This is a genomic window from Arthrobacter sp. NPDC080031 (assembly GCF_040702485.1).
Classification (GTDB): domain Bacteria; phylum Actinomycetota; class Actinomycetes; order Actinomycetales; family Micrococcaceae; genus Arthrobacter.
On the sequence record NZ_JBFBLA010000021.1, the window covers coordinates 17,843 to 40,865 of the forward strand.

General features: G+C 64.4%; 21 protein-coding genes and 1 riboswitch. Of the genes, 3 read left to right on the forward strand and 18 right to left on the reverse strand.

Annotation, left to right across the window (positions count from 1 at the left end):
- Positions 1-13: 13 nt before the first annotated feature.
- Positions 14-129: riboswitch (SAM riboswitch) on the reverse strand.
- A 160-nt stretch (positions 130-289) separates the two neighbouring features.
- Positions 290-1,606, reverse strand: a complete 1,317-nt coding sequence (locus tag AB0323_RS17100; protein WP_366178380.1) for a bifunctional o-acetylhomoserine/o-acetylserine sulfhydrylase — start codon at positions 1,604-1,606, stop codon at positions 290-292.
- A gap of 247 nt (positions 1,607-1,853) precedes the next feature.
- Between AB0323_RS17100 and AB0323_RS17105 the strand changes: the two genes are divergently transcribed.
- Positions 1,854-2,492: a VOC family protein gene (locus AB0323_RS17105; protein WP_028266517.1), complete on the forward strand. Its 639-nt coding sequence runs from the start codon at positions 1,854-1,856 to the stop codon at positions 2,490-2,492.
- Positions 2,493-2,614: 122 nt separating this feature from the next.
- Here the strand turns inward: AB0323_RS17105 and AB0323_RS17110 are convergent, their stop codons facing one another.
- Positions 2,615-3,379: a type II CAAX endopeptidase family protein gene (locus tag AB0323_RS17110; protein WP_366178381.1), complete on the reverse strand. Its 765-nt coding sequence runs from the start codon at positions 3,377-3,379 to the stop codon at positions 2,615-2,617.
- Positions 3,380-3,479: 100 nt separating this feature from the next.
- Here AB0323_RS17110 and AB0323_RS17115 point away from each other — a divergent pair, with 100 nt between their 5' ends.
- Complete coding sequence (locus AB0323_RS17115; protein WP_364532127.1) at positions 3,480-4,160, forward strand: phosphoglycerate mutase family protein; 681 nt, start codon at positions 3,480-3,482, stop codon at positions 4,158-4,160.
- 15 nt (positions 4,161-4,175) lie between these two features.
- On the opposite strand, the gene AB0323_RS17120 is transcribed toward AB0323_RS17115, so the two are convergent.
- The 11 genes from AB0323_RS17120 to tdh form a co-directional block, all read right to left on the reverse strand.
- Positions 4,176-4,967 (reverse strand): DeoR/GlpR family DNA-binding transcription regulator, encoded by a 792-nt coding sequence (locus AB0323_RS17120; RefSeq protein ID WP_234750768.1) that lies wholly within the window; start codon positions 4,965-4,967, stop codon positions 4,176-4,178.
- Between the two features lie 23 nt (positions 4,968-4,990).
- Positions 4,991-5,830 (reverse strand): class II fructose-bisphosphate aldolase, encoded by an 840-nt coding sequence (locus AB0323_RS17125; protein WP_366178382.1) that lies wholly within the window; start codon positions 5,828-5,830, stop codon positions 4,991-4,993.
- Positions 5,827-6,798 (reverse strand): hexose kinase, encoded by a 972-nt coding sequence (locus AB0323_RS17130; RefSeq protein ID WP_366178383.1) that lies wholly within the window; start codon positions 6,796-6,798, stop codon positions 5,827-5,829. Before AB0323_RS17130 ends, AB0323_RS17125 begins: the two co-directional genes overlap by 4 nt.
- Complete coding sequence (locus AB0323_RS17135) at positions 6,795-7,745, reverse strand: ROK family protein (protein WP_366178384.1); 951 nt, start codon at positions 7,743-7,745, stop codon at positions 6,795-6,797. The genes AB0323_RS17130 and AB0323_RS17135 overlap by 4 nt, the downstream gene beginning before the upstream one ends.
- 8 nt (positions 7,746-7,753) lie before the next feature.
- Positions 7,754-8,701 (reverse strand): SIS domain-containing protein, encoded by a 948-nt coding sequence (locus tag AB0323_RS17140; protein ID WP_366178385.1) that lies wholly within the window; start codon positions 8,699-8,701, stop codon positions 7,754-7,756.
- 191 nt (positions 8,702-8,892) lie between these two features.
- Positions 8,893-10,116 carry an imidazolonepropionase gene (gene hutI / locus AB0323_RS17145; RefSeq protein WP_366178386.1) on the reverse strand — a complete coding sequence of 408 codons (1,224 nt, stop codon included), beginning with the start codon at positions 10,114-10,116 and terminating at the stop codon, positions 8,893-8,895.
- Positions 10,117-10,127: 11 nt separating this feature from the next.
- A complete protein-coding gene (locus tag AB0323_RS17150) occupies positions 10,128-11,240 on the reverse strand; it encodes an FAD-dependent oxidoreductase (RefSeq protein WP_366178387.1) in 1,113 nt (370 codons plus the stop codon).
- 40 nt (positions 11,241-11,280) lie between these two features.
- Positions 11,281-11,751, reverse strand: a complete 471-nt coding sequence (locus tag AB0323_RS17155; RefSeq protein WP_366178388.1) for a pyridoxamine 5'-phosphate oxidase family protein — start codon at positions 11,749-11,751, stop codon at positions 11,281-11,283.
- Positions 11,752-11,806: 55 nt separating this feature from the next.
- Positions 11,807-13,207: a 6-phospho-beta-glucosidase gene (locus tag AB0323_RS17160; protein ID WP_366178389.1), complete on the reverse strand. Its 1,401-nt coding sequence runs from the start codon at positions 13,205-13,207 to the stop codon at positions 11,807-11,809.
- A gap of 5 nt (positions 13,208-13,212) precedes the next feature.
- Positions 13,213-14,421 (reverse strand): glycine C-acetyltransferase, encoded by a 1,209-nt coding sequence (locus AB0323_RS17165; protein WP_366178390.1) that lies wholly within the window; start codon positions 14,419-14,421, stop codon positions 13,213-13,215.
- A gap of 59 nt (positions 14,422-14,480) precedes the next feature.
- Positions 14,481-15,527 (reverse strand): L-threonine 3-dehydrogenase, encoded by a 1,047-nt coding sequence (tdh, locus tag AB0323_RS17170; protein ID WP_366178391.1) that lies wholly within the window; start codon positions 15,525-15,527, stop codon positions 14,481-14,483.
- A 115-nt stretch (positions 15,528-15,642) separates the two neighbouring features.
- Between tdh and AB0323_RS17175 the strand changes: the two genes are divergently transcribed.
- Positions 15,643-16,581: a LysR family transcriptional regulator gene (locus tag AB0323_RS17175; protein WP_366178392.1), complete on the forward strand. Its 939-nt coding sequence runs from the start codon at positions 15,643-15,645 to the stop codon at positions 16,579-16,581.
- On the opposite strand, the gene AB0323_RS17180 is transcribed toward AB0323_RS17175, so the two are convergent.
- The 5 genes from AB0323_RS17180 to AB0323_RS17200 form a co-directional block, all read right to left on the reverse strand.
- Complete coding sequence (locus tag AB0323_RS17180; RefSeq protein ID WP_366178393.1) at positions 16,578-17,762, reverse strand: Gfo/Idh/MocA family oxidoreductase; 1,185 nt, start codon at positions 17,760-17,762, stop codon at positions 16,578-16,580. The two genes, AB0323_RS17175 and AB0323_RS17180, sit on opposite strands and share 4 nt — an antisense overlap.
- Positions 17,763-17,772: 10 nt before the next feature.
- Entirely contained in the window at positions 17,773-19,494 is a 1,722-nt protein-coding gene (locus AB0323_RS17185; RefSeq protein WP_366178394.1) for a DUF4091 domain-containing protein, read from the reverse strand.
- A gap of 73 nt (positions 19,495-19,567) precedes the next feature.
- Positions 19,568-20,545 (reverse strand): carbohydrate ABC transporter permease, encoded by a 978-nt coding sequence (locus AB0323_RS17190; protein ID WP_366178395.1) that lies wholly within the window; start codon positions 20,543-20,545, stop codon positions 19,568-19,570.
- Entirely contained in the window at positions 20,538-21,488 is a 951-nt protein-coding gene (locus AB0323_RS17195; RefSeq protein ID WP_366178396.1) for a sugar ABC transporter permease, read from the reverse strand. Before AB0323_RS17195 ends, AB0323_RS17190 begins: the two co-directional genes overlap by 8 nt.
- Positions 21,485-22,807: an extracellular solute-binding protein gene (locus tag AB0323_RS17200; RefSeq protein ID WP_366178397.1), complete on the reverse strand. Its 1,323-nt coding sequence runs from the start codon at positions 22,805-22,807 to the stop codon at positions 21,485-21,487. Before AB0323_RS17200 ends, AB0323_RS17195 begins: the two co-directional genes overlap by 4 nt.
- Positions 22,808-23,023 lie beyond the last annotated feature (216 nt).

The following is a 23,023-nucleotide window of genomic DNA, read 5'->3' on the forward strand; positions in this document are numbered from 1 at the left end:
TCGTTGACACCTCACATCGCACTTGCCCGCCGCCAATACAGCGAAGGGCCAGGTCTTCACCCGGGGCACCCCGCCGCGAAAGGAGGGTTGCCGGCCAGCAAGCCGGGGCTGTCGCTGGCACTCATGACCTATGGGAAGAGTCTAGGAAAACCGGACCCCTCCTGACGAAGATTATGACATCTTTGTGACACTTGACCGCGTTTTGTTCACGAAGCAAGGGATGCGGAAGCCAGCCGGCGAAGATTCATGCTGCGTCGCCTGCCGGCCTCCTGCGCCATCCGGAGCCGTACTAGGCGCCCTTGGCCGCCCGGAATCCTGCCTCGAGGTCCGCGAGGATATCGTCGATGTGCTCTATCCCGACGGACAGCCGCACGAGGCCCGGGGTCACCCCCGCAACGGCCTGCTGATCGGCCGTCAGCTGGCTGTGCGTCGTGGACGCCGGGTGGATGACCAAGGAACGGACGTCGCCGATGTTTGCTACGTGCGAATGCAGTTCCAGGGCGTCCACGAAGCGCTTGCCGGCGTCGATCCCGCCGCGGATGGTGAAGGAGACCACCGCGCCGGTACCGCGGGGTCCGTACTTGCGCCCGCGTTCGAACCACGGGCTGGAAGGCAGCCCCGCGTACGCGACCGATTCGACGTCGTCGCGCCCTTCGAGCCATTGCGCCACTTTGGTGGCGTTATCCACGTGGCGTTCCACCCGCAGGCTGAGGGTTTCGATCCCTTGGGAGATCAGGAACGCGTTGAACGGGGAAACTGCCGAGCCGAGGTCGCGCAGGAGCTGGACCCGGGCCTTGAGGATGTAGGAGAGGTTCGCGCCGAGGGCACCGTCCGTGCCGAGGTCGCGGGCGTAGACCAGGCCGTTGTAGCTGGGGTCCGGGGTGTTGAAGTTGGGGAACCGCCCAGGGTCCTTGCCGAAATCGAAGTTGCCGGAGTCCACGATGACGCCGGCTATGGCAGATCCGTGCCCGCCCAGGTATTTGGTGGCCGAATGCACCACGATGTCCGCGCCCCACTCGATGGGCCGGATCAGGTAGGGCGTGGCGAGGGTGTTGTCCACAACGAGCGGGACCCCCGCCTCGTGCGCGATGCGGGATACGCCCTCAATGTCCAAAACATCCTGGCGGGGGTTGGAGACGACTTCGGCGAAGAAGAGCTTGGTATTTGGCTGCACGGCGTCGCGCCAGTGGTCGAGGTTGTCCGGATCCTCGACGAAGGTGACCGAGATGCCGAATTTCTTCAGCGTGTGGGCCAGCAGGTTGTAGGTGCCGCCGTAGAGGCTCGGGCTGGCGACCACGTGGTCGCCCGCCTCGGCGACGTTGAGGATGGCGAACGTTTCCGCGGCCTGGCCGGAGCTCAGCAGGAGCGCCGCCAAACCACCTTCCAGGCTCGCTATGCGCTGTTCCACCGCATCTTGCGTGGGGTTGCCGATCCGGGTGTAGATGGGCGCCAGCTCGGCGAGCGCAAAGCGGTTGGCAGCGCTTTCCGCGCTGGGAAAGACGAACGAGGTGGTCTGGTAGATGGGCAGTGCCCGGGCGCCGGTGGCGGCGTCCGGCTCCTGGCCGGCGTGGATCTGGCGCGTTTCGAATGACCATCCTTGGGACATGCTGACTCCTGGTTGTCTGGGCTCTCTGCCGTGTTTCAGCCTGCGGAGCTGCGGTATTCAGCCTGCCGGCGTTCGGTTGCCGCCAGTCTAGGGACGGTGTTGCGGGCTCCGGAAGCTTTGTGACGAACGCAGTAGTTTTCGGTCTTGGCGCGTCCTGAAGTGACTCTGAGCTGCCTTTTCGATACGTCCCACCTTAGTTAGGCTTGACTTAGCTGAGAGCTCCATCACAAAGTGCCAAGATGAAGCCATGCGCATGGATCACGTCTCTTACGCTTGTGAACGAGATGGCCTCTTGGCCACCACCGAGCGGATTTCCGCAGCATTGGGAGTGGACGCAGTCCGGGGCGGAGTGCACCCGCGCTTCGGCACCCGGAACATGATCATCCCCCTTGCTGACCACAAATACCTGGAAGTTGTCGAGGTCCTTGACCACCCGGCATCCGACAAGGCACCTTTCGGACAAGCCGTCCGTGCACGCTCCGCCGCAGGAGGTGGGTGGATGGGCTGGTGCGTCGCTGTTGACGACCTGAGCCCGTTCGAACAGCGGCTCGGACGCGCCGCCGTCCCCGGCAATCGCAAGTTTCCCGACGGCCGCGAACTCGTCTGGTCGCAGATCGGCATCCTGGGCCTCATCGCCGATCCCCAGGTTCCATATTTGCTCCGCTGGGAGGGCGACCCTGCACTTCACCCGTCCCTCGTGTACCCAAGCGATGTCAAGATGTCCAGCCTCACGATTGCCGGCTCCGCGGAGCGCGTCACAGAGTGGCTTGGGGAACCCGTGGAGAAGCCGCTTGAGGACGTTGCAGTCCAATGGATGGCTCCGCACGGAACGCCGGGAATCATGTCGGTAACGTTCGAAACCGCCAACGGAGCCGTCACCATCTGACGGACCAACCCGTCACCATCTGACGGATCATCGGGCCAGGAGGGCCCGGGAAACTTCGGCCGCCATAGCGGGTGCCAATGACGTCACCCCGCGATGGCGGCCGAAACCCTTTAACTCGACACTTACCCCAGCCCGATGGCCTTTCCGAAGACGCTGAAGCCGACGAATGCCACGATATCCAGGAGGGCGTGGGCCACGACGAGCGGCATGACGCGTTTGGTCTTCGTGTAAATCCAGCCGAACACGAGGCCCATGACGGCGTTGCCGATGAACGGCCCGAAGCCTTGGTACAGGTGGTAGCTGCCGCGAAGGAGCGCGCTGAGCGCGATCGCGAGCGGGGTGCTCCACCCGAACTTCCCGAAGCGGTCCAGGAGGTAGCCCACTACGATGACTTCTTCGACGACGGCGTGCCGCACCGCGGAGAGGACCAGCACCGGCACGGTCCACCAATAGGAGTCCAGACCGCTGGGGATGATCGCCGTCGTGATCCCCAGGGCGCGGCCGGCCGCGTAGAGGCCCAGCGACGGGATTCCGATCAGCGCGGCGAGGCCCAGTCCTTGCAACGCGTCACGGCCCGGGCGGGCGAAGTTGAAGCCCAGCCGGGTGAAGCCCGAGGGACTTTCGGCCGTTTGGCGGTGCAAGGACAGGAAGTAGAACACCAACACCACAGGGACCAGCGCGAACGCGATATCCAGCAGCTGGTAGGTGAGATCGAAGTACTCACGCGTGCTCTGCGAGCGGTTGAGGGTGGACGTCGCGTGGGCCAAGGGCCCTTGGGTCATCTTGTCCAACAACTGCACGACGGAGTACACGGCCGATTGGCCCAGGGACAGGCCAAGGACAATCAGCACTTCGGCGCGCAACCGGCGCGTTGAGGCTAGGAGCATGCTCCTATCTTGCCTGCATTTGCCTGAAGTTTTCCTCGGAACCGGGTCGCCGCCGTCCGCGTGCATAGGCCGGGCGGCCCCTGACCCTATGCTTGGTGGGATGAGCGCGCCAGCACGAATCTTCATGATCCGGCACGGCCAGTCCGCCGCCAATGCCGATACTTCCATCTACAACCGTGTGCCCGATTACCGCATCCCGCTGACGGAGCTTGGCGTAGAACAGGCACGGGCCGCGGGTGAGGCCCTGCGCAGGAAGCTCGACGGCGAACCTGTGTGCGTCTATGTCTCGCCCTATCTCCGGGCATACCAGACTCTCGAAGCACTGAATCTGGGCAGCCTGACGGAAAGGGTGATCGAAGAGCCCCGGCTGCGTGAGCAGGACTGGGCCAACTTCCAGATTGCCGGCGACATCGGGGACCAAAAGGAGCTTCGCAACCTCTACGGACACTTCTTCTACCGGTTCCGCGAGGGCGAATCAGGCTCCGATGTCTACGACCGGATTTCGTCCTTCATGGAAACCCTGTACCGGCATTGGGAAAAACCCGACTACGCGCCCAACACCCTGCTGGTAACCCATGGCCTCACGATGCGGCTCTTCTGCATGCGGTGGTTCCACTGGTCGGTGGAGTACTTCGAGTCCCTCAACAACCCGGGAAACGCGGAGCTACGGACACTTATCCGCAACGAGCAGGACAAGTACGATCTCGACACGCCCTTCAGCCAGTGGGTGCAGCGCAGCACGGACGAAACCGTGCTGAACGCTCCCCCGATGGTCTTCTGACGGGCACGAACGCTGCTAGGCGTCCTTGGCAACGATCACCTCGGTGCCGCTGGCTTCAAATGCTGCCTTGTCCTCTGCCGTGATGCCCGAATCCGTGATGAGCCGGCGGAAATCGTACCCCGCCATGGCCGCGAAGGCGCGCTTGCCGATCTTCGTGGAGTCGGCCAGGACATAGGAGTCGGTGGCGCGTCGGGCCATGACGGTATTCACCATGGCTTCTCCCTCGTCGGTGATGGTGGGGCCGATCTTGGGATCGACTCCGTTAACGCCGATGAAGGCGATGTCCAAAGCGACCTTCTGCATGATGACATCCGTGTACGGCCCGACAAGTTCATAGGAACGCGGGTTCAGGATGCCGCCGGTGACCATGATCTTGATGTTGGGGCGCACGGCCAGCTGGGCGGCGATGTTGATGGCGTTGGTGACCACCGTCAGCATGGGCCGGTTGGAGGGCGCGTTGAGGTCTTCGCGGGTGGACAGCACCTGGGCCAGGGCCGTGTTGGTGGTGCCGCCGCTGAGTCCAATCACCGCGCCGGGCATGATGAGCTCCGAAGCTGCCAAGGCAATCTGCTGCTTGGCCTCGGCGTGATCATCCCTGTTGTAGCGCCCCGGAAGTTCGTAGGCCACTGATCCCGTGGTTGCACCGCCGCGGGTACGGCTCAGGAGCCGCTGCTTGGCGAGGCTGTCCAGGTCACGGCGCGCGGTAGCCGGCGAGACGGCCAGCCGGGTCACGATATCCTCGACCTCAACATGCCCTGACTCGGCGAGGAGATCAAGGATGGCTGTCAGTCGATCGTTGCGGGTCATCACGAACCTTCCGGAAATGGGGACTAGTTCACTTTCGCGAACAGCGTCAGCAGACGTGCGGTTTCCAACACCAGGGCGTCCCGTCCGGCCTTGATGTACTTGCGGGAGTCCACCACGGAAGGGTTGGCATCCAGGTACTCACGGACGGCGCGGGTGAAGAACCCGTTCAAGTGTGTGGATACGTTGATCTTAGTCATACCGGCCCGGATTGCCGCTACGAGCGTTTCGTCCGGCACGCCGGAGGACCCGTGAAGGACGAGCGGCAGCTGGACGGCCTCTTTGAGCCGGGTGATGAGGGCCAAGTCCAAGGCCGCGCTGCGTTCGGTCATCGCGTGCGAGGAACCGACGGCGACGGCGAGGGCATCAACGCCGGTGGCGTCCACGAAGGAACGGGCCTCGGCCGGATCCGTCCGGACTCCCGGAGCATGGGCACCGTCCTTGCCTCCGACTTTCCCGAGCTCGGCCTCGACGTACACCCCGTGGTCCCGGGCGTATCCGGCGATCCGGCGCGTGGCTTCAACGTTCGAGTCATAAGGCAAGTGCGCGCCGTCGTACATGACGGACCCGAACCCGAGGTCGACGGCCTGCAGGGCCAGCTCTTCGGATTCGGCGTGGTCCAAGTGGAGCGCCACGGGCACCGAGGAGTCCCGGGCGATGGACATTGCACCCCGGGCAATCGGGACGAGTCCGCCGTGGAAACGGACGCAGTTCTCCGAGATTTGCAGTATCAACGGGACACCCGCTGTCTCCGCGCCCGCCACCAGGCCTTCCGCGGTTTCGAGGTGGATGACGTTGAAGGCGCCCTGTCCGATTCCGTTGGCGGCGGCGGCATCCATGAGTTCCCGTGTACTGACGAGCGTCACAGGGTCTCCTTCCAGCTGAGAATGAGTTGGTTTTCAAGGTCCGCATAGAGCGGCGAGATTTCGCCGGCGGCAGGCATGAGCACCGCTGCGGCGGACCAGGCGGTTGCCCTGCGGAGGATCGTGGGGATGTCGGAGACTCCGGCGGCGAGCGCGACGGCGGCCGCCGCAACTCCGGCGTCGCCGGCTCCGGTGGGGTTGCCGCTGAGTGGTTCCGGGAGCCGGGCGCTCCAGTAGCCTGCCGGGGCGGCATGGTGGAAGGCAAGCATGCCTTCGGCGCCGGCACTGACCAGGACGGTTTTGGCCCCGAGGGCGATCAATCGCCGTGCCGCGACGTCCAGGCTGCTTTCCCCCGTTGCTTCGAGGAGTTCGTGGTTATTGGGCTTGAGGAGGTCCGCCCCGGCCCGTGCGGCGGCGATGATCCCGGCACCGGAGGTATCGACGACGGCCGGAATCCCGGCGTCGTGCGCCAGACGCACCAGCGCCGGGTAGAAGTCGGCGGGCGCGCCGGGCGGCAGGCTGCCGGAACCGACAAGCACTCCTGCGCTTTGCCCGTCCGGGTTGTCGATGTGCAGGGCGTCGACGACGGCGGCGGCCAGCGCCTGCCATTCGGACGGTTGGAGGGGGCTCCCTTCCTCGTTGAAGATGGACGTTTCGCCGCCCACCGTATCGACGAGGGCGATGCTGCGCCGGGTTTCCGCGGCGACCGGAATCAGGCGATGCGGCACGCCGCTGCTGAGCAGTTCGGCAGCGAATTCCGCACCTGCAGTGCCGCCAGAGGGCGCGAGTGCCAGCACGGGATGGCCAAGCTGGTGCGCCACGCGCGCGACGTTGAGGCCTTTTCCGCCTGCGCGGCTGACGGGTGCGGCGACACGATGGCTCGCTCCCGGGGTGATCCCGGCGACGTGGTAGCTGAGGTCGACGGCCGGATTGGGCGTGACGGTGATGACCCGTTTCATGGCCTGTTTCATCGCCTCGTCCCCGTGCCGGCGGCCGCCTTCGCGGCCGGGAGCAGGGCGCGGGCCCTCATGGCTGCGCCGAGCAGGCCTGCATCCTGGCCCAGTTGGGCGCGCATGATGACGGGCCGGCGCTGGAAATCGAGCAGCTCATCGAGGCGCGAACGCAGTGGCTCCAGGAGTCCTTCTCCCGCTTCGGCAAGGCCGCCGCCCACCACCACGGCCTCCGTGCCGATAATGCTGACGCATTGGCTGAGGCTGAAAGCGAGGGCGTCCACCGCGTCGGCCCAGATCCGGGCTGCAAGCGCGTCGCCTGCGTTGGCCCGTTCGAGGACTTCACGGGCACCGGTCCGCGGAGTTCCGGCTTTGTCGCTGTAACGCCGGGCGATTGCTCCGGCGGAGCCGACGGCCTCGAGGATCGTGTGGCCGGGACCGTCGGGGTCCGGTACGAGGGCGTGGCCCAGCTCTCCGGCGAAGCCGCCTGCACGCACCGGGTACCCGTCGGAGATGACAGCGGCGGCGATCCCTGTGCCGACCACCATCACCACGACGTTTCGAAATTCGCGGGCCGCTCCGAACCGGAATTCGGCCTCGGCGGCCGTGCTGACATCGTGGCCGAAGGAGACCGGCAGCCCGAGGCGTTGCGCGGCCTTTTCCCCGAAGGGAAAGTTCCGCCACCCCAGGTTCGCCGAATAGATCCCCACTCCGGTGTCGGAGTCAACGATTCCCGGAACGACAATGCACGCGGCCTTCGCCGGGTGGCCGGGGAATTCAGCGGCAAGCTCGGCAGCCAGCACGGTGATGGCGTCCAGGATCGCCTCGGCCGGCCGCAAGGGATCATGCGGCGTAGCAGTGCGGCGCAGGCCCAGGACATTCCCGGCAGTGTCCACAAGGCCCGCCTTCAGATCCGTGCCGCCGACATCGAAGGCCAGGACTGCGGATTCGGCGGTTCCGAGAACCATGGGATTGCCTAGGCCGTGGCGTTCAGGACGACAGAACGCGTGAGGTTGCGCGGCACATCGGGGTTCAGGCCGCGCGCGCGTGCCCGCTCCAGGGTGACTTTATGGACCCGGGCCAGCTCGGCGAGCGGGTGCTTGCCGGTGTTGACATAGAGGGCGCCTGTGCGGCTCATATCGGCGTCCAGACCCTCAGGCTGCGGGCCGAAGATCCACGTCACGCGACCGGGAGCGGCAATGGAAATGGGACCGTGCCGGTATTCCATCGCCGCATAGGATTCGGTCCAGCCCTGCACTGCTTCGCGCATCTTGAGTCCGGCTTCGTGGGCCAGGCCGACTGTCCAGCCGGTACCGAGGAAGGTGAACTGTTCGGCGTCGAGGAGTTCCTGGGAAACAGGCTCGGCCACGGGAGCGCGGGCGTCCTCGATTGCCGTTCCGAGTTCGATACCGAGGCTCGTCAGGAGGTACACGAGGGCCGTGGTGGCGAAACGGGTCTGGACCACCGATTTCTCGTCCGCATACGGAAGGCCGATCACGGCGTCGGCCAAGGTGGTGATGGGTGAATTCACGTCCCCGATAAGCGCAACCGTCCGGGGTTTCCCGCTGACGGCCTTTCCGCGCACGGCTTCCAGGAGTTCAAGCACCTCCGTGGTGGTGCCGGAGCGGGTGATGGCGATGACGGCGTCGTATTGGCGGCCGGCGCTGTTGTGATTGAGGAAGGCTTCGGACGCCGCGAACGCGTCGGTGACGCCCTTGCCCGCGGCTTCCCGGGCAGCGGCATAGCTCTGCGCCATGAACCATGAGGTACCGCAACCGACGACGGCGACTCGCTCACCGTCAGCAGGAAGCAGGTGCCCTGCCTTGGCTTGCTCACGTTCGCACTGCTCGATGGCCCGCCTCCAGACCTCGGGCTGCGAAACAAGCTCTTCTTCCATGAAGGCCCCGAGGGTGTTGTTACTCATCGCACTTACCATTCCTGTCCGCGCTTCTTCGACGCGCTCTTCAACTCAACGATTTGACGTTTTATGATCCATATAAACACTAAACGATCATATTCAATCGCACAAGGATCGTGGAGGGCTACAGCGCGCCGAAAGAAAAAGCAGGACCCCTCCATGTGGAGAGGCCCTGCCTTGTTGACCCGGGAGCGCCGCTAGACTGCGCGGACGCCTGCCCGCCACACCGCGAAAGTCAGCGGGATGCCGGGCCGGTACGCCAGGTGCGTTGCCGATGGCGCTTTGAGCATGTGCAGGTCTGCGCGGTGCCCGACGGCGATCGATCCTACCGCCCGTTCGCCGTCGACGTCGTTGCCCGATTCCCTGCCGAGCGCTAGCGCACCGCCATAGGTGGCCGCCCGCACGGCTTCGTGGACGCTCAGGCGCATCTGCAGCACGGCCGTTGTGACGCAGAAGGCGATGGAGCTCGTGTAGGAGGTACCGGGGTTGCAGTTCGCCGCCAAGGCAATCTGCACCCCTGCGTCGATCAACGCGCGGCCGGGGGCGAGCGGCTGGCGGGTGGAAAGATCGCAGGCAGGCAGGCACGTGGCCACCGTGCCGCGCGCACCCGTTCCGGTGGAGGCGTCCCAGCCGCTCCAGGTTCCGGCGAGCGCGTCGATATCGGCCGCTGAAAGGTAGTTGACGTGGTCAACGCTGGCCGCACCGAACTCCACGGCCAACTGCACGCCGGGTCCTTCACCCAATTGGTTGCCGTGGACACGCAGGCCCAGGCCCGCATCGCGGCACGCGGACAGGACGCGGCGCGACTGCTCTTCGGTGAAGGCGCCGCGCTCACAGAAGACATCGGCCCAGCGGACGTACGGGCGGACGGCGTCGAGCATTGGACCGCAGACAAGGTCCGTGTATTCCTCGGCGTCTGCTCCGGCCGGGACCAAATGCGCGCCGAGGTAGGTGACTTCATCCACAGTCGCCGCCGCGATGCGTGCACTGCGGGCCTCGTTCTCGAGGTCCAGTCCGTAGCCTGTCTTGCTCTCGAGATAGGTGGTGCCTTGGGAGACGGCTTCGGCCACGCGTCCGGCAGCAAGCCGGGTCAGTTCCTCGTCGCTCGCGGCGCGCGTGGCGCCGGTGGTGACGGCGATCCCGCCGGCACTGTAGCTCTGGCCCGCCATCCTGGCCTCGAATTCGGCAGTGCGGTCCCCGGCGAAAATCAGGTGCGAGTGCGAGTCCACCCAGCCCGGGAGCACTGCACGGCCTTCCGCGTCCACGTGCTCATCAGCCGAGGGAGCCTCCGACGCCGGACCGATCCAGGAAATCCGCTCACCTTCGATCACCACGGCGGCGTCCTTGAGGACACGATGCTCCGCATCCTGGGTCATCAGTTCGCCGATGTTGCTGATCAGTGTGCTCGTCTGCCCGCTCATGAACCTATTGTTCAACGGCGGATGGACCAACGGGCCGCTGCCAGCTCCCTCGGTGTCCGGGATACCGGACTAGCACCCGACGCGAAGCCGGGGATCGCCGAACCCAGGATCTCCGCGGCCGCGAGTTCGGCGATGGCGGAAGAGGTCTGGAATCCGTAGCCGCCTTGGCCCGCAAGCCAGAAGAAGCCGGGAGCCTCGGCGTCGAAACCCACCACCGGAACGCCGTCGGCAGCTTCAGTGCGCAATCCGGTCCAGGCTTTGGCTACTGAGCGGATGCCAAACGAGGTGATCGAATTCAACCGGGCCACGAGCGCTTCCACGTCTCCGGGCCGCGGCTGTGCGTCCTCGGGGCCGCTCGGCACCGTCTCCGATGGCGAAATGAGGACCTGTTCGCCCTCGCGCCGGAAATAGTAGGTGTCATCCGCGGCGCACACCATGGGGCTCCCGGGCGGAAGCGGGCGTTCGACATCGACGATTGCCGCCGTGCGCCGGAACGGCTGCAAGCCCAGCTTCTCCACGCCGCTGAGGACCGCGAGTTCATCCGCCCAGGCCCCTGCCGCGTTGACGACGACGGCGGACTGGAAGCCTTCCAGCCCGGCGCCCAACTGCCAGCCGGAACCAAGGCGTTGGGCCGAATGGACCCTGGCACCGGTAATGATGTCCACTCCCCCGGCCTCGGCACGTTGCCGGTGGTCCTCCAGGAGCACGGGCGTATTGCAAGCGAACGACTCTGTATCCAGGCCAGCGGCCGTGAAAGCCCCGGGGTTCAGTGCCGGGCACAGCTCAAGGGCTTCGGCATACGTGATGGGGTGCATGTGCCCGCTGGATTCTGCCCTGACCGTTGCTTCGTCGCCCACCAACATGAACGATCGCGGCTCCAGCACCGGCACCGGCAACTCGGCGTCCCGCGCTGCCATCAGTTCCAGCGTGCGGACGGTGAGTTCCTGTACGACGGCGGGTCCGTAGCTCGGGATCAGCTGCCGGGCCGAACGGGAGGACGTGTGGTAAGCCAGTGTCTGTTCGGCTTCCACGAGGGCCACCGAGCATTGGCCGGCAAGCGCCGAAGCCAGCGACAATCCTGCAATGCCTCCACCGACAATTACCACATCATAATTTGCAGCCATCCCACCATCCTGTCAGCGCACAGGCCCGGATGCGAGGGGGCTATTCCGCCGCGGACGGCTTGATCCCGCTGTAGGGGGTCCACCATGTGAGCGGCTCCGTGACGGTGAAGCGCCGCCCCGAGATCGAATCCGCGGGAACGCGCACGAAATGGTCCTTCTTGCCGGCTTCCCAGGGAAAGAGGGGCAGCGAGAACGAGTTGACCACCTCGTCGATTTGTTTGATGGGAGTTGCTTTGCCATGGAGCACGACACTCCATGCGACTCCTGTGTCCGCGTCGACGCCGTCCACCTCCATGGCCACCGGGAATTCGCCCAAAGCCGCGGCGAGCTTTGTGCCCGCTCCGGTCCGGAAGACAACCGTCCCCTGGTCCACGGTGTAATTGATCGGAAAAATGTCAGGGTGGTCCCCGAGCCACACGGCCAGCCTGCCGACGGACACGCCCCTCAGGAGATTCCAGCATTGCTGCGAATCCAACACCTCGGTTACACGTTGTGCTGCATCTTTGTCCATGCTGCAGATACTAGGCCTCCGATCCCCCTTGGGACAGGGCTCCCGTGAAGGGGACCTAGCGCAGGTACTGGAGCTCCTTGAAATGGTTGATGTAGTCATCCAGAAGGGCTTCTGCCACCCTGACCGAGTCCACGAGCGGGTTCATGGCCATCGCCTTGTACGCGGAGCGCCGGGAACCGGTGAGCGCAGCGTCGATCGTGGCGCGTTCCACGGCCTTGGCATTGACGACGAGTCCGCGCGCGTAGTCCGGAAGGGCCTTGGCCGGGAGCAAACGGACTCCGCCGGCATCCACGAGGCAAGGCGCCTCGATGACGGCTTCGGCGTCGAGTTCTGCCAGGGTGCCGTTATTCGGGACGTTCAGGATCAGGCGCGCCGTTTCCCCTTGGCTGATGGCACGCATGATCGCCAAGGCTACGGCCTCGTAGCCGCCGGATACCAGGTCTCCGGCGTCGCGCTCGAACGAACCGGCTGCGTCCCTGTTGCTCTGCATGTACGTCTCTTCGCGATCGAGCTTGGTCTTTTCCCAGAGCCTGAGGGCAGATTTCGACGACGGGACCCCCGGGGCTGGCCCCGCACCGCCGTCGTTTGCTTCCGCCAGCCCGCTGTAGAAGTTCCACTGCTGCCTCGCCAAGTAGGCGCCGCGGGTGGTTTCGGCGCGCCGGTCGGCATCGAGCGCTTCCCGCCTGAAGTAGTAGTAATGCAGATACTCGTTGGGAACCGCGCCCAGGGCCTTGATCCACGAAGCGCCGAACAGCCGGCCTTCTTCAATGGACCCGAGGGCGCCGTCGTCGGCCAGGAGCCGCGGCAGGACATCCTCACCGTCGACCACCAGCCCGCGCAGCCAGCCCAGGTGGTTCAGGCCGATGTAGTCGATTTCCACCGAACCGTCCCGAAAGGCGGCCGCTCCGCGGTGGATTCCGGCTGCGAGCAGGCATCTCCTGGCCAGCCCCACCGGCGAATCGCAGATGCCCACCACCTTGTTGCCAAGGACCCTCGTCATGACTTCGGTGATGACGCCGGCCGGGTTGGTGAAGTTGATGAACCAGGCTTGGGGAGCATGCTTCTTCACCGACTCGGCGATGTCCAGGACCACGGGAATGGTCCGCAAGGCATACGAAATCCCCCCGGCGCCCACGGTCTCCTGCCCGATGACCCCGTGCTCCAGGGCGATCCGCTCATCGGCCGCGCGCCCCTCCAGCCCGCCCACCCGGATGGCAGAGAAGATGAAGTCGGTGCCCGGCAACGCCTCTGACAGCTCCGTGAACATCCGCACTGCGGGCGCATCGGGCACTTCCGCGGCCATGTCGGCGAGGACCCTGGCCACCACGCCCAGGCGCGCGGGGTCGGCGTCGAACAGCCTGAGTTCGGTGACCCGGCCGGGCCCGTGGTCCGACAGCAGTGCTGAATAGACCAGGGGTACCCGGAATCCCCCGCCGCCCAGGATGGTGAGGATCATGGAACTCAGAGCCCCGCGGCTGCGCGGCTCTTCACGAAGGCCTGGACACACGCCTCGACATCCTCGGTGCTGTGCGCGGCCGAGAGCTGCACGCGGATCCGGGCGGCTCCCTTGGGCACCACGGGGTAGCTGAACGCCGTGACGAACACTCCGTGGTGGAGCATCTCGTCGGCAACCTTCGCGGCAGCCACGGCGTCGCCGAACATCACCGGAATGATGGCGTGCTCGCCGTCGAGCAGTTCGAAGCCTTCCTCGCTCATGCGGCGGCGGAACAGGGCGGCGTTCTCGAAGAGCCTGGAGCGGAGCTCGCCCGAACCCTGGACCAGCTCAATCGCCTTGATGGTCGCTGCAACGATTGCCGGGGCCACGGAGTTGGAGAAGAGGTACGGGCGCGCCTTCTGGCGCAGCATGGCGATGATTTCGCTCCGGCCGGAGACGTAGCCGCCGGAGGCGCCGCCAAGCGCCTTGCCGAACGTACCTGTGTAGATGTCGATCCTTTCGGAAACTCCCGCGTGTTCCGGGGTTCCGGCGCCCGTGGCTCCCATGAAGCCGACGGCGTGGGAATCGTCCACCATGACCAGCGCGTCATGCTTTTCCGCGAGATCGCAGATGGCCTCGAGCGGAGCGAGGTAGCCGTCCATGGAGAAGACGCCGTCCGTCACGATGATCTTCCGCCTGGCCGGCGCCTCGCCGGTGGAGGCCTCGATCAGCTTGGCTTCGAGGTCGGCCATGTCCTGGTTGGCGTAGCGGAAGCGCTTGGCCTTGCTGAGCCGGATCCCGTCGATGATGGAGGCGTGGTTCAGGGAATCGGAGATGATGGCGTCCTCGGCCCCGAACAGGGACTCGAAGACGCCGCCGTTGGCGTCGAAGCAGCTGGAGAACAGGATGGTGTCCTCGGTTCCGAGGAACTGCGAGACCCGGGCTTCGAGCTCAAGGTGCAGGTCCTGGGTGCCGCAGATGAACCGGACGGATGCCATGCCGAAGCCGCGCTCGTCCATGGCGGACTTGGCGGCGGCGATGATATCCGGGTGGTCTGCCAGGCCCAGGTAGTTGTTGGCGCAGAAATTCAGGACGGTGTTCGCCGGCTGGCCGAGCTGGCCTGCGGAGATGTGGCTGGCCTGCGGCGAGTCAATGTGGCGTTCGGTCTTGAAGAGGCCCGCGGCACGGATCTCTTCAAGCTCGCCCTGCAGCTGGTCTTTGATGCTTGAGTACATGGTGGCTCCTGGTACTGGGGTCTCTGGTACTGGGTCTCTGGGGAGGACTTTACGGGTTCTTAGATTTCGGTCCAGTCGAGGACAACCTTGCCGCCTGTGCCGGCGCGGGCGATTTCGAAGCCCTTTTCCCAGTCGGCGGCGGACAGCTTGTCCGTGACGACGGCGGAAATGTGGCTGTGCAGCACGGGGTTGGAGGAGAGCATGGCGCTCATGGCGTACCAGGTTTCGTACATCTCGCGGCCGTAAATGCCCTTGAGGGTCAGCATGTGGGTGACCACCTTGCCCCAGTCGATGTCGATGGACTGGCTGGGCAAGCCAAGCATGGCGATGCGTCCGCCGTGGTTCATGTTGTTGATCATCTCAGGCAGGGCCGTGGGATGCCCGGACATTTCCAGTCCGATGTCGAACCCTTCGCGCATTCCGAGCTCGAGCTGGGCATCCTTGACGCGCATCTTCGACACGTCGACGGCGAGGTCCACGCCCATCTTCCGGGCAAGTTCGAGGCGGGGAGCGGAGACGTCCGTGATGGCGATCTTGCGGGCACCGGCGTGGCGCGCGACGGCGATTGCCATGAGTCCGATGGGCCCGGCGCCTGTGATGAGCACATCCTCGCCGACCAAGGGGAAGCTCAGGGCGGTGTGGACGGCGTTGCCGAAGGGGTCGAAGATGGCGCCGAGCTCGGGAGTGATGGAGGGATCCTGGTGGACCCAGACATTGGTCTCCGGGATGACGACGTATTCGGCGAACGCACCATCGCGCTGCACGCCCACCGACACCGTGTGGATGCACATCTGGCGGCGGCCCGCACGGCAATTACGGCAGATTCCGCAGACCACGTGGCCTTCACCGGAGACACGGTCTCCGACCTTGACGTCGCGGACGTCCTCGCCCACGGAGACCACTTCGCCGTAGAACTCGTGTCCAGCGATCAAGGGAGTCTCGATAATGCTCTGTGCCCACGCATCCCAGGACTGGATGTGCAGGTCCGTTCCGCAGATGCCGGTGGTCATGACGCGGATCTTGACGTCGCTGGGACCGGCTTCCGGCTCGGGGCGTTCGACGAGTTCAAAACCAGCGTGGGGACCGGACTTGTAGAGAGCCTTCATGGGTCTTCCTAACTCAAGGGACTGGGCCGTTTGTGTGCCGTTTCACTTCATTGAAGCCCCGCGGACGGTTTAGCACAACTAGGTTTTTCTCAATCAACGATTTAGCATTTGCTAAATGGAAGTTCATCAGCTCCAAATGCTCAGGGAACTAGGAGATCTCGGCAGTGTCAAGGCCGTTGCCGAGACGCTCATGGTCACCCCGTCGGCCGTCTCCCAACAGCTCGCACTCCTCCAGAAGTCGGTGGACGTGCCGCTGACCCGCAAGGAAGGCCGCGCCCTGGTGCTCACCGATGCGGGCCGGGTCCTCGCCGACGCCGGGGCTGCCGTCGTGAGCGCCATGGCCGACGCCCGGGCTGCCATCGGCGCGTACCACGACTCACCGGGCTCCACCGTGACCGTGAGCGCCTTCCACAGTGCAGGCCAGGCGTTGTTCGCTCCGCTCGCGGCGTTGCTGACCACCGCGCGCAACGCGGGTCCGGAAGGCAGCGTCCCGCGCGTGAAGCTCGCCGACGAGGACGTAGCGCAGGAGGACTTTCCCGGCCTCGCCGCGCGCTATGACCTCGTGCTGGCGCACCGGATGGAGCACAGCCCCGGGTGGCCCACCGACAAAGTAGCCGTGATCCCGCTCGCCGACGAACCGCTCGACGTCGCGTTGCCTGCCGGGCACCCGCTCGCGGCGCGCCGCGAACTCAGGCCGGCCGACGTCGTCGGGCAGCCCTGGGTGACCAGCCGCGCCGGCTACTCCCCCGCGGACGTGCTGGCCGCCGTCGTCGCCGTCAGTGGGCGTCCGGCGGATGTCCTGCACCGCATCAACGACTACTCCACCGTGGCCTCCCTCGTGGCGGACGGTGGCGCGATTGGCTTGCTCCCGCGGTTCACTGCCCGGCGGGTACTTGACGCCGGCGTGGTGCTGCGTCCGCTCGCGGGGGTGAATTCCGTGCGCAAGATCGACATCCTGGCGAGGCCGGAAACCTTGAAACGGAAATCGGTCATGGCGGTCTGCGAAGCATTGCAGACCGTCATGACCGAACTGGCCGGGGGCACCTCGCGCTAAATTTCCCGCACCCGGGCCGGCTGGCCTGCGTTGAAATACTCGACGAGGTCCTCGGGCAATGCCGGAACTTCGCGGGTGCTGCCGTCGCCGCGGAGGGACTCGGTGGCAAGCACCCCCGCTGCGACGGCCTCGCGCGCCGCGATCGGCGAAGTCGCCGTGGCGCCGCCGTCCTGGGCGAACCGCAGGAACTCGGCTATGAGCAAGGGGTCCGCACCCCCGTGGCCGCCTTCTCCGTCCCGGACCAGGACCTTCTGGTCGGGCTCGGCGAAACCGGAGGTGGTCCTGGTGGTCCACACGTAGATCTGGTCGCCCGCCCCGTCGCCGAAGTTCTCGATCCTGCCCCTGGTGCCGATCACCGTGTAGTTCCGCCAATAGTCCGGGGTGAAATGGCACTGCTGGTACGAGGCGAGCACCCCGTTGTCCAGGACCATGTTCATCATCGAGATATCCTCGACGTCGATCGTCTCGGCGAGGTCCGTCTGTTCGGTGGGGGGCCAATTATTCACGGAGAACCAATCCCCCATGCGGCGCGCCGTGTTGTCGCGACGGGAAGCGACGTCCCCGTAGACGGCCAATTCGCCGATCGCCTGCACCTTGGTGCTGTACCCGCCGGCAAGCCAGTGGATGACGTCGATATCGTGCGCGCCCTTTTGCAGCAGCAGCCCTGTGGTGTTGGCACGCTGGGCATGCCAGTCCTTGAAATAGTAGTCCCCTCCGTTCCCCACGAAGTGCCTGCACCAAACTGCCTTGACGTCTCCGATGGTCCCGGCCTGGATGATTTCGCGCATCTGCACCACCACCGGCATGTGGCGCATGTTGTGGCCCACATAAAGTCGCGTTCCGGTGTCGAAGGCCGTCTGGAGGATAAGGTCGGCTGCCTCCAGCGTGACGTCAAGCGGTTTCTCGCAGAAGGTGGGAATGCCCGCCTTGAGCGTCCGGACGGCGACGGCGGCGTGCTGGTTGTCCGGAGTCAGGACCAGGACCGCGTCCAGGCCGGAGGTCAACAAGACGTCCAAGTCATCGGTGATTACCGCCGTCGGGATCTTGTCGGCCGCATCCGCCCTGCCGCGCTCGCCCAGATCGCACACGACGGTGACTTCCGAACCGTGGCCGGGCTTGTGCGCATGGCGCCACAGTGACGACCGCAAGCCGAATCCGACGATGCCTACTTTGAGGTCCATAAATACTTTCCTAACTAGATGAGTTGATGCGCCGGCGCGTTTGACCCACGCGCTGCGCGATTCCCTGGTTGACCAGCTCGCGGACCCTTCGGTAATGGAGGGGGTCGTAGCTGAAGCTGTCCATGGCGAGGCTCCCGCCCGAGCCGTTCGAATCGATGAGCGCCAGCACCTCCTCGCGGCCGGCCAGCGCGGCCAGGAGCGAGAGTGCCCGGTGGTCCCACATGGCCTGGGCGAACACCTTGTAACGGATCGACTCCCACGGCACCCCATCCGGTCCCGGGTAGACCATGAAGGCGTCGCCGCCAGGAAAAGCCCCTCCGGCACAGGTGTCCTTGAACGGGTCGACGGGCGCCAGCGAGTGGGCTGTGTTGTAGAAGTTGAATCCCCAATGCAGGAAGCCGGCACATCCCAGAGCGAAGAGCTGGTGGCCCAACACCCGGTTTCGCACTGAAGGCATGGAAATGAACCGGTTGGCAACGCCGGTGTCCTGCCCGACGCAGTAATAGACCCACAAGTCCTTCACCCCGGCCGCCAGGAACGGTGCCACGGCATCGCTTGCCACAACCGGTTTCGGCACAGCTCCGCTGCTGTAGAACTCAAAGTCGCTCAGGGCGTCAACCACCGTCAGACCATCCAGGAGATCCGCGACGACGTCCTTTGCCTGCTGGTACCCCGCCAGGGCTTCGGCCCCCTCGGGTTCATCGGAAATGTGGAATATGACCCGGTCAAGGGACCAATGCTCCGCGAGGAATGAACGCAAGGCCGGCAGCAGCCCGGCCATGAGCTCCCGGTAGGACGGCGACGTCGACGACACGTCCCAGCCAAAGCGCCGTTCCAGGCCTTGCGTGGTCTCGACATAGATCGCCGGCGTCGCCTTGGCACCCCATTGCGTAAACAAGTGGGCGATTTCCACGTACTGGATGCCGTGTTTGGCGCAAAGGCCCAGCCAGCGCAGCAGCTTGCTGAAATCAAAGTGGTAGCCGGAGTCTTCGCGGATCCCAATCAGCTGGGTGGGCAGCCGTGTTCCCCCGACGGCTGTGTCCAGCGGAGGAGTCCACGTCGGCGTCAGGAGCGAGTTGGCTCCCATCCGTGCCGCAGACCCCATGAAGGCATCGATGATCGACCAATGCTCCTCGCTGAAGACGCCGACGCCGTAATGGCTCGCCAAGCCGTCGCAGTGGAACCAGTGCGCGTTCACGATCTCCAATTCCGGGGCTTTAGTCCCGAGGACCGTGACGTCGATCTGGGTGCTGAAGAGCGTGTTCCCTCCCATGTCCCGCACCGAGATCCCGAGTTCGTGATCGCCCCAGTGCTCCACGGAGGGCACCACGAGGTCGATCCATGCAGCCGTCCATTGCCCATAGAGGGGCTTGATCAGCCCGTCCGGGGCTGGCCGCAAAAGGTCGGGATACAAACCGGGAGTGTCCCGGTCATAGCCGCCATCATGCTGCGGGAATGCCGCCAAGGAACAAGGCACCAGCTCAACCTGCGAAATGGAGGAAAACGCTGCCGCCGGACCATCGATTGCAACTTCCAACGGCCCCGACAGCCGAAAATCGTGTTTCATGGGCGGCCTGAGGGCCACCTGGACCGACGCGGTCTCGCCGGGAAAAACGGACATCGGGATGGTCCTGTCGAAAGGCCGTGGTGGAGCGTCCGGGTAGACCTTTTCCAAGGAGTCCACCAGCACGAACGACCAGCCGTCCTGTGGGACCTGATTCTGTTCCGTCAAGGCCGCGATCCTTCCTGATTGGGTCTCTGCATGGGGCTCTACGTGGTCTCTACGTAGGGCTCTAACTGGGTCTCTACTTGAGTCCGGAGCGGCCGATGCCTGCCATGACACGTTTCTGCATGAGCAGGAACATGATCAGGATCGGCGCCATGGCCATCAAGGATGCCGCCATGAGGATCGGGTAATTGTTGGCGTGCTCACCCTGGAGATTGGAAAGCCCGACGCTCAACGGCGCGGCGTTCGCCGTCGACGTCACCACCAAGGGCCACAGGAGGTCATTCCAGGACCACAGCACGGTAATGATGACCAGTGCCCACAGGCCGTTTGCCGCGAGCGGCAGCATGACCCGGAAGAAGATCTGGAATGGATTGGCACCGTCGAGCCGTGCCGCGTCTTCGAGTTCGTCCGGCAGCCCCATGAAGAACTGGCGCATCAGGAACAGGCCGAAGGCGCTGAAGATGCCCGGAGCCACGATGCCGGCGATGCTGTTCAGCCAACCCAGGTTTTGGATGATCTGGTACTGCGGGATCAGGAACAATTGCGACGGCACCATGATGATCGACAAGACAATGGCCAGGATGGGCCCTTTGAACCGGAACCGCATCCGCGCGAAGGCGTAGCCCGCCATCGAACAGAGGAGCACCTGGCCGATCACCCTGACCACAGTGATTGCCACCGTCACCCAGAGCTGTGAACCGAAATTCATGGAGGTGAAGACGTCCGCGAAATTATGCCATTGGACGACGCCGGGCCACAGTGTGGGCGGCGTGCTTTGGACTTCGGCGTTCGTCGAAAGCGACATGACGATCTGGTACAGGAGCGGCGAGATCATGGCCAAGCCGCCAATGGCCAGTACACAGTGAGCCAGGACGTTCGAGCCCTGCTTGCCACCTTTGGTGCTGTGGCGTTTGGTGCCCTTGGTGCTGTGGCTCTTGCCGTCGCGGCCCCCGGGTTCCGCGGGTTTGCCTCCTGCTTGAGACGGGCTGGTTTCAGCCGCTCCGCTCAGTCGCGATTCGACGCCGCTCTTTGTTGAAAGCATCGATTCAGACATAGTTGACCCACCTCTTCTGGATACGGAACTGGAAAGCGGTCAGAAGAGCGATGATGACCAGGATCAGGATGCCGATGGCTGCGGCATAGCCCTTGTCGTTCTGCAGGAAGGCCTGGTTGTAGAAGATGTACACGAGGCTTTGCGTCTGCGGCATCGCCAGGTTGGCTTTGCCCATCATCACGTACAGGAGATCGAACAACTGGAAGCCGCTGATCACGGTGACGATCGTGACGAAGAAGATGCTGGGCGTCAACAACGGAACGGTAATGCTGAAGAATTGGCGGACCCGGCTGGCCCCGTCCATTTCCGCGGCTTCGAAGAGCTCCCGCGGGATCTCGCGCAGTCCCGCGCTGATGATGATGAGGTTGAATCCAAGCGACATCCAAAGCCCCACGGTAGCCACGGCGAGCAGTGCGAACCCCGGCGTGGATGTCCAGTAGGGGCCCTGGATCCCGAACAAGCCCAAGAACCAGTTGATGGGTCCGAAGTCACCGTTGTAGATCAGCCTCCACACGATCCCGACGGCGGCCGGCATGGTGATGTAGGGAATGAAGTACAGCGTCCGGTACAGGGCTGCGAAGCGCAGGCCGGGCCGCTCGATCAAGGACGCGAGAATGACCGCGATGGGAATCCCCAGGAGCACGACAACCGTGTAGATCAACGTATTGAGGATCGACTGCGGAATAGTGGAATCCGCGAACATCCGTACGTAGTTGTCCAGGCCGATGAACTTGGTTCCGCCGAAGACGCCCCACTTGGTGAAGCTGTAGTAGAACGTCTGGACGATCGGCCAAAGGTAGAAAACGCCGATGCCCGCAACGGTAGGCACCACGAACAACCATGGCCACCAGCCATCCGACTTCGATTTTCCTCTGCGGTGACCCCCTGTTGCTTGGGCGGCCCGGCTGCTTTTGGAGGCCGGCGTCAGGGTCTGGGCTTTCATGATTCTTTGGCCAGCGCGGCATTCATCTGGCTGGCAAGGTCCTTGGCGACGTCGGCAACCGGCTTGGTGCCGGCGAACGCCTGCGGCAGCAAGGTGTTCTCAAGTTCGTTCCAGGCGGACGTGTTTGCCGACGCCGGGTAGGGCGAAGCATCCTTGGCCAGCTCAAGGAAGACACTGAGGTCAACCGAGGGAACAGACTTGACCCAGGCATCCTGCGTGCCGTTGAAGGCCGGGATGACTGTTCCGGTTTCAGCCTGGATCCTGGCGGCATCCTGGGTTCCCAGGAAGGCCACGAACGCCTGCGCAGCGGCCGGGTTCTTCGCATTGGCGGGAATGACGTTGGCAAGGCCGTGGATCACGCTCTGGTTGCTCTTCGGCCCCTTCGGGAGGCTGGCAATGCCCAGATCGTCACCAAGGGCTTTCTGGGCCGGACCGACTGTCCAGGATCCATCCATGGTCATGGCCAATTTCCTGGACGTGAACATGTCGCTCGATGCGGTGTCCGTCAATTGCTGCATCGAGGGAGATACGCCGGATTCGATCAGGTCGCGCCAGAACTGGAGGCCCGCGATTGAGCCTGCGGAATCGTATCCGGACTTCTTGCCATCAGTTGAGATGATGGTCCCGCCGGCTTCGATCATCGTGTTGTAGTAGCTGGTCTGGCCGCCGGTGAGGTCACCGGCATACCCGTAGACGCCCTTGCCCTGATAGAACTTGGACAACTTGGCGCCGGCGGATTTCACGTCGTCCCACGTCCAGTTGGACGTCGGCTCGGACACGCCGGCTTCCTTGAAGAGGGCTTTGTTGTAGAAAAGCGCGCTGGTGTCGAAGTCCTTGGGTACCCCGTAGAACGCCCCGTTGATGGTGTACAGATCGACCAACGCCTTGGGGTAATTGGCCGTATCCACTGCCTTGCCGGACACCAGGCCGTCCAAGGGCATCAGCTGGTTGTTTTGCGCGTAAAGCTTGATGTGCGGGCCATTCATCCAGAAAACGTCCGGCAGGGTGTTGCTGCTTGCCTGGGTTTGGATCTTCGTCCAGTAGGCCGAGCCCTTCGACGGCGTGACGTCGATGGTGACTTTGATGTTCGGGTATTGCTTGTTGAACTCGGCCACGATCTTCTGCATCGCGGGCTTTTGCGCCGCGTCCCAGATGGCGTAACTCAGCTCGGCGCTCAGGTCCTTGGCGGGAGCAGCGTAGGCGGCCTTGGCTGCGCTACCCCCGGCGGCACTGTTCCCGCCGCAGGCGGCGAGCGAAACGACGGCGGCACCGGCAGCCGCAAAGGAAAGGAATGACCTGCGGGTCACGTTGTGGTTCATAAGAATTCTCCGATGTCTTGGTCAGAAGACCGACGGTCCTTCGGGGCGGGCCCGCATTCGGCGAACAGCCAACCCAACTGGTGTTGTGCAGTTGATCACATCATGTTAATCGTTTAAAGGCAAGATGCGGAATGATCTTTCTTTAACTTTTATGGGTGGAAAACGTCATCAAAGTGCATGGAGAGCGGGTGGGATGATCATCGGGCACGCGCCTTG

Excerpts from the sequence above, each read along its gene's own strand:
- AB0323_RS17100 (WP_366178380.1), bottom strand. The coding sequence starts at position 1,606 with ATGTCCCAAGGATGGTCATTCGAAACGCGCCAGATCCACGCCGGCCAG.
- AB0323_RS17105 (WP_028266517.1), top strand. The coding sequence starts at position 1,854 with ATGCGCATGGATCACGTCTCTTACGCTTGTGAACGAGATGGCCTCTTG.
- AB0323_RS17110 (WP_366178381.1), bottom strand. The coding sequence starts at position 3,379 with ATGCTCCTAGCCTCAACGCGCCGGTTGCGCGCCGAAGTGCTGATTGTC.
- AB0323_RS17115 (WP_364532127.1), top strand. The coding sequence starts at position 3,480 with ATGAGCGCGCCAGCACGAATCTTCATGATCCGGCACGGCCAGTCCGCC.
- AB0323_RS17120 (WP_234750768.1), bottom strand. The coding sequence starts at position 4,967 with ATGACCCGCAACGATCGACTGACAGCCATCCTTGATCTCCTCGCCGAG.
- AB0323_RS17130 (WP_366178383.1), bottom strand. The coding sequence starts at position 6,798 with ATGAAACAGGCCATGAAACGGGTCATCACCGTCACGCCCAATCCGGCC.
- AB0323_RS17135 (WP_366178384.1), bottom strand. The coding sequence starts at position 7,745 with ATGGTTCTCGGAACCGCCGAATCCGCAGTCCTGGCCTTCGATGTCGGC.
- AB0323_RS17140 (WP_366178385.1), bottom strand. The coding sequence starts at position 8,701 with ATGAGTAACAACACCCTCGGGGCCTTCATGGAAGAAGAGCTTGTTTCG.
- hutI (WP_366178386.1), bottom strand. The coding sequence starts at position 10,116 with ATGAGCGGGCAGACGAGCACACTGATCAGCAACATCGGCGAACTGATG.
- AB0323_RS17150 (WP_366178387.1), bottom strand. The coding sequence starts at position 11,240 with ATGGCTGCAAATTATGATGTGGTAATTGTCGGTGGAGGCATTGCAGGA.
- AB0323_RS17155 (WP_366178388.1), bottom strand. The coding sequence starts at position 11,751 with ATGGACAAAGATGCAGCACAACGTGTAACCGAGGTGTTGGATTCGCAG.
- AB0323_RS17160 (WP_366178389.1), bottom strand. The coding sequence starts at position 13,207 with ATGATCCTCACCATCCTGGGCGGCGGGGGATTCCGGGTACCCCTGGTC.
- AB0323_RS17165 (WP_366178390.1), bottom strand. The coding sequence starts at position 14,421 with ATGTACTCAAGCATCAAAGACCAGCTGCAGGGCGAGCTTGAAGAGATC.
- tdh (WP_366178391.1), bottom strand. The coding sequence starts at position 15,527 with ATGAAGGCTCTCTACAAGTCCGGTCCCCACGCTGGTTTTGAACTCGTC.
- AB0323_RS17175 (WP_366178392.1), top strand. The coding sequence starts at position 15,643 with ATGGAAGTTCATCAGCTCCAAATGCTCAGGGAACTAGGAGATCTCGGC.
- AB0323_RS17180 (WP_366178393.1), bottom strand. The coding sequence starts at position 17,762 with ATGGACCTCAAAGTAGGCATCGTCGGATTCGGCTTGCGGTCGTCACTG.
- AB0323_RS17190 (WP_366178395.1), bottom strand. The coding sequence starts at position 20,545 with ATGTCTGAATCGATGCTTTCAACAAAGAGCGGCGTCGAATCGCGACTG.
- AB0323_RS17195 (WP_366178396.1), bottom strand. The coding sequence starts at position 21,488 with ATGAAAGCCCAGACCCTGACGCCGGCCTCCAAAAGCAGCCGGGCCGCC.
- AB0323_RS17200 (WP_366178397.1), bottom strand. The coding sequence starts at position 22,807 with ATGAACCACAACGTGACCCGCAGGTCATTCCTTTCCTTTGCGGCTGCC.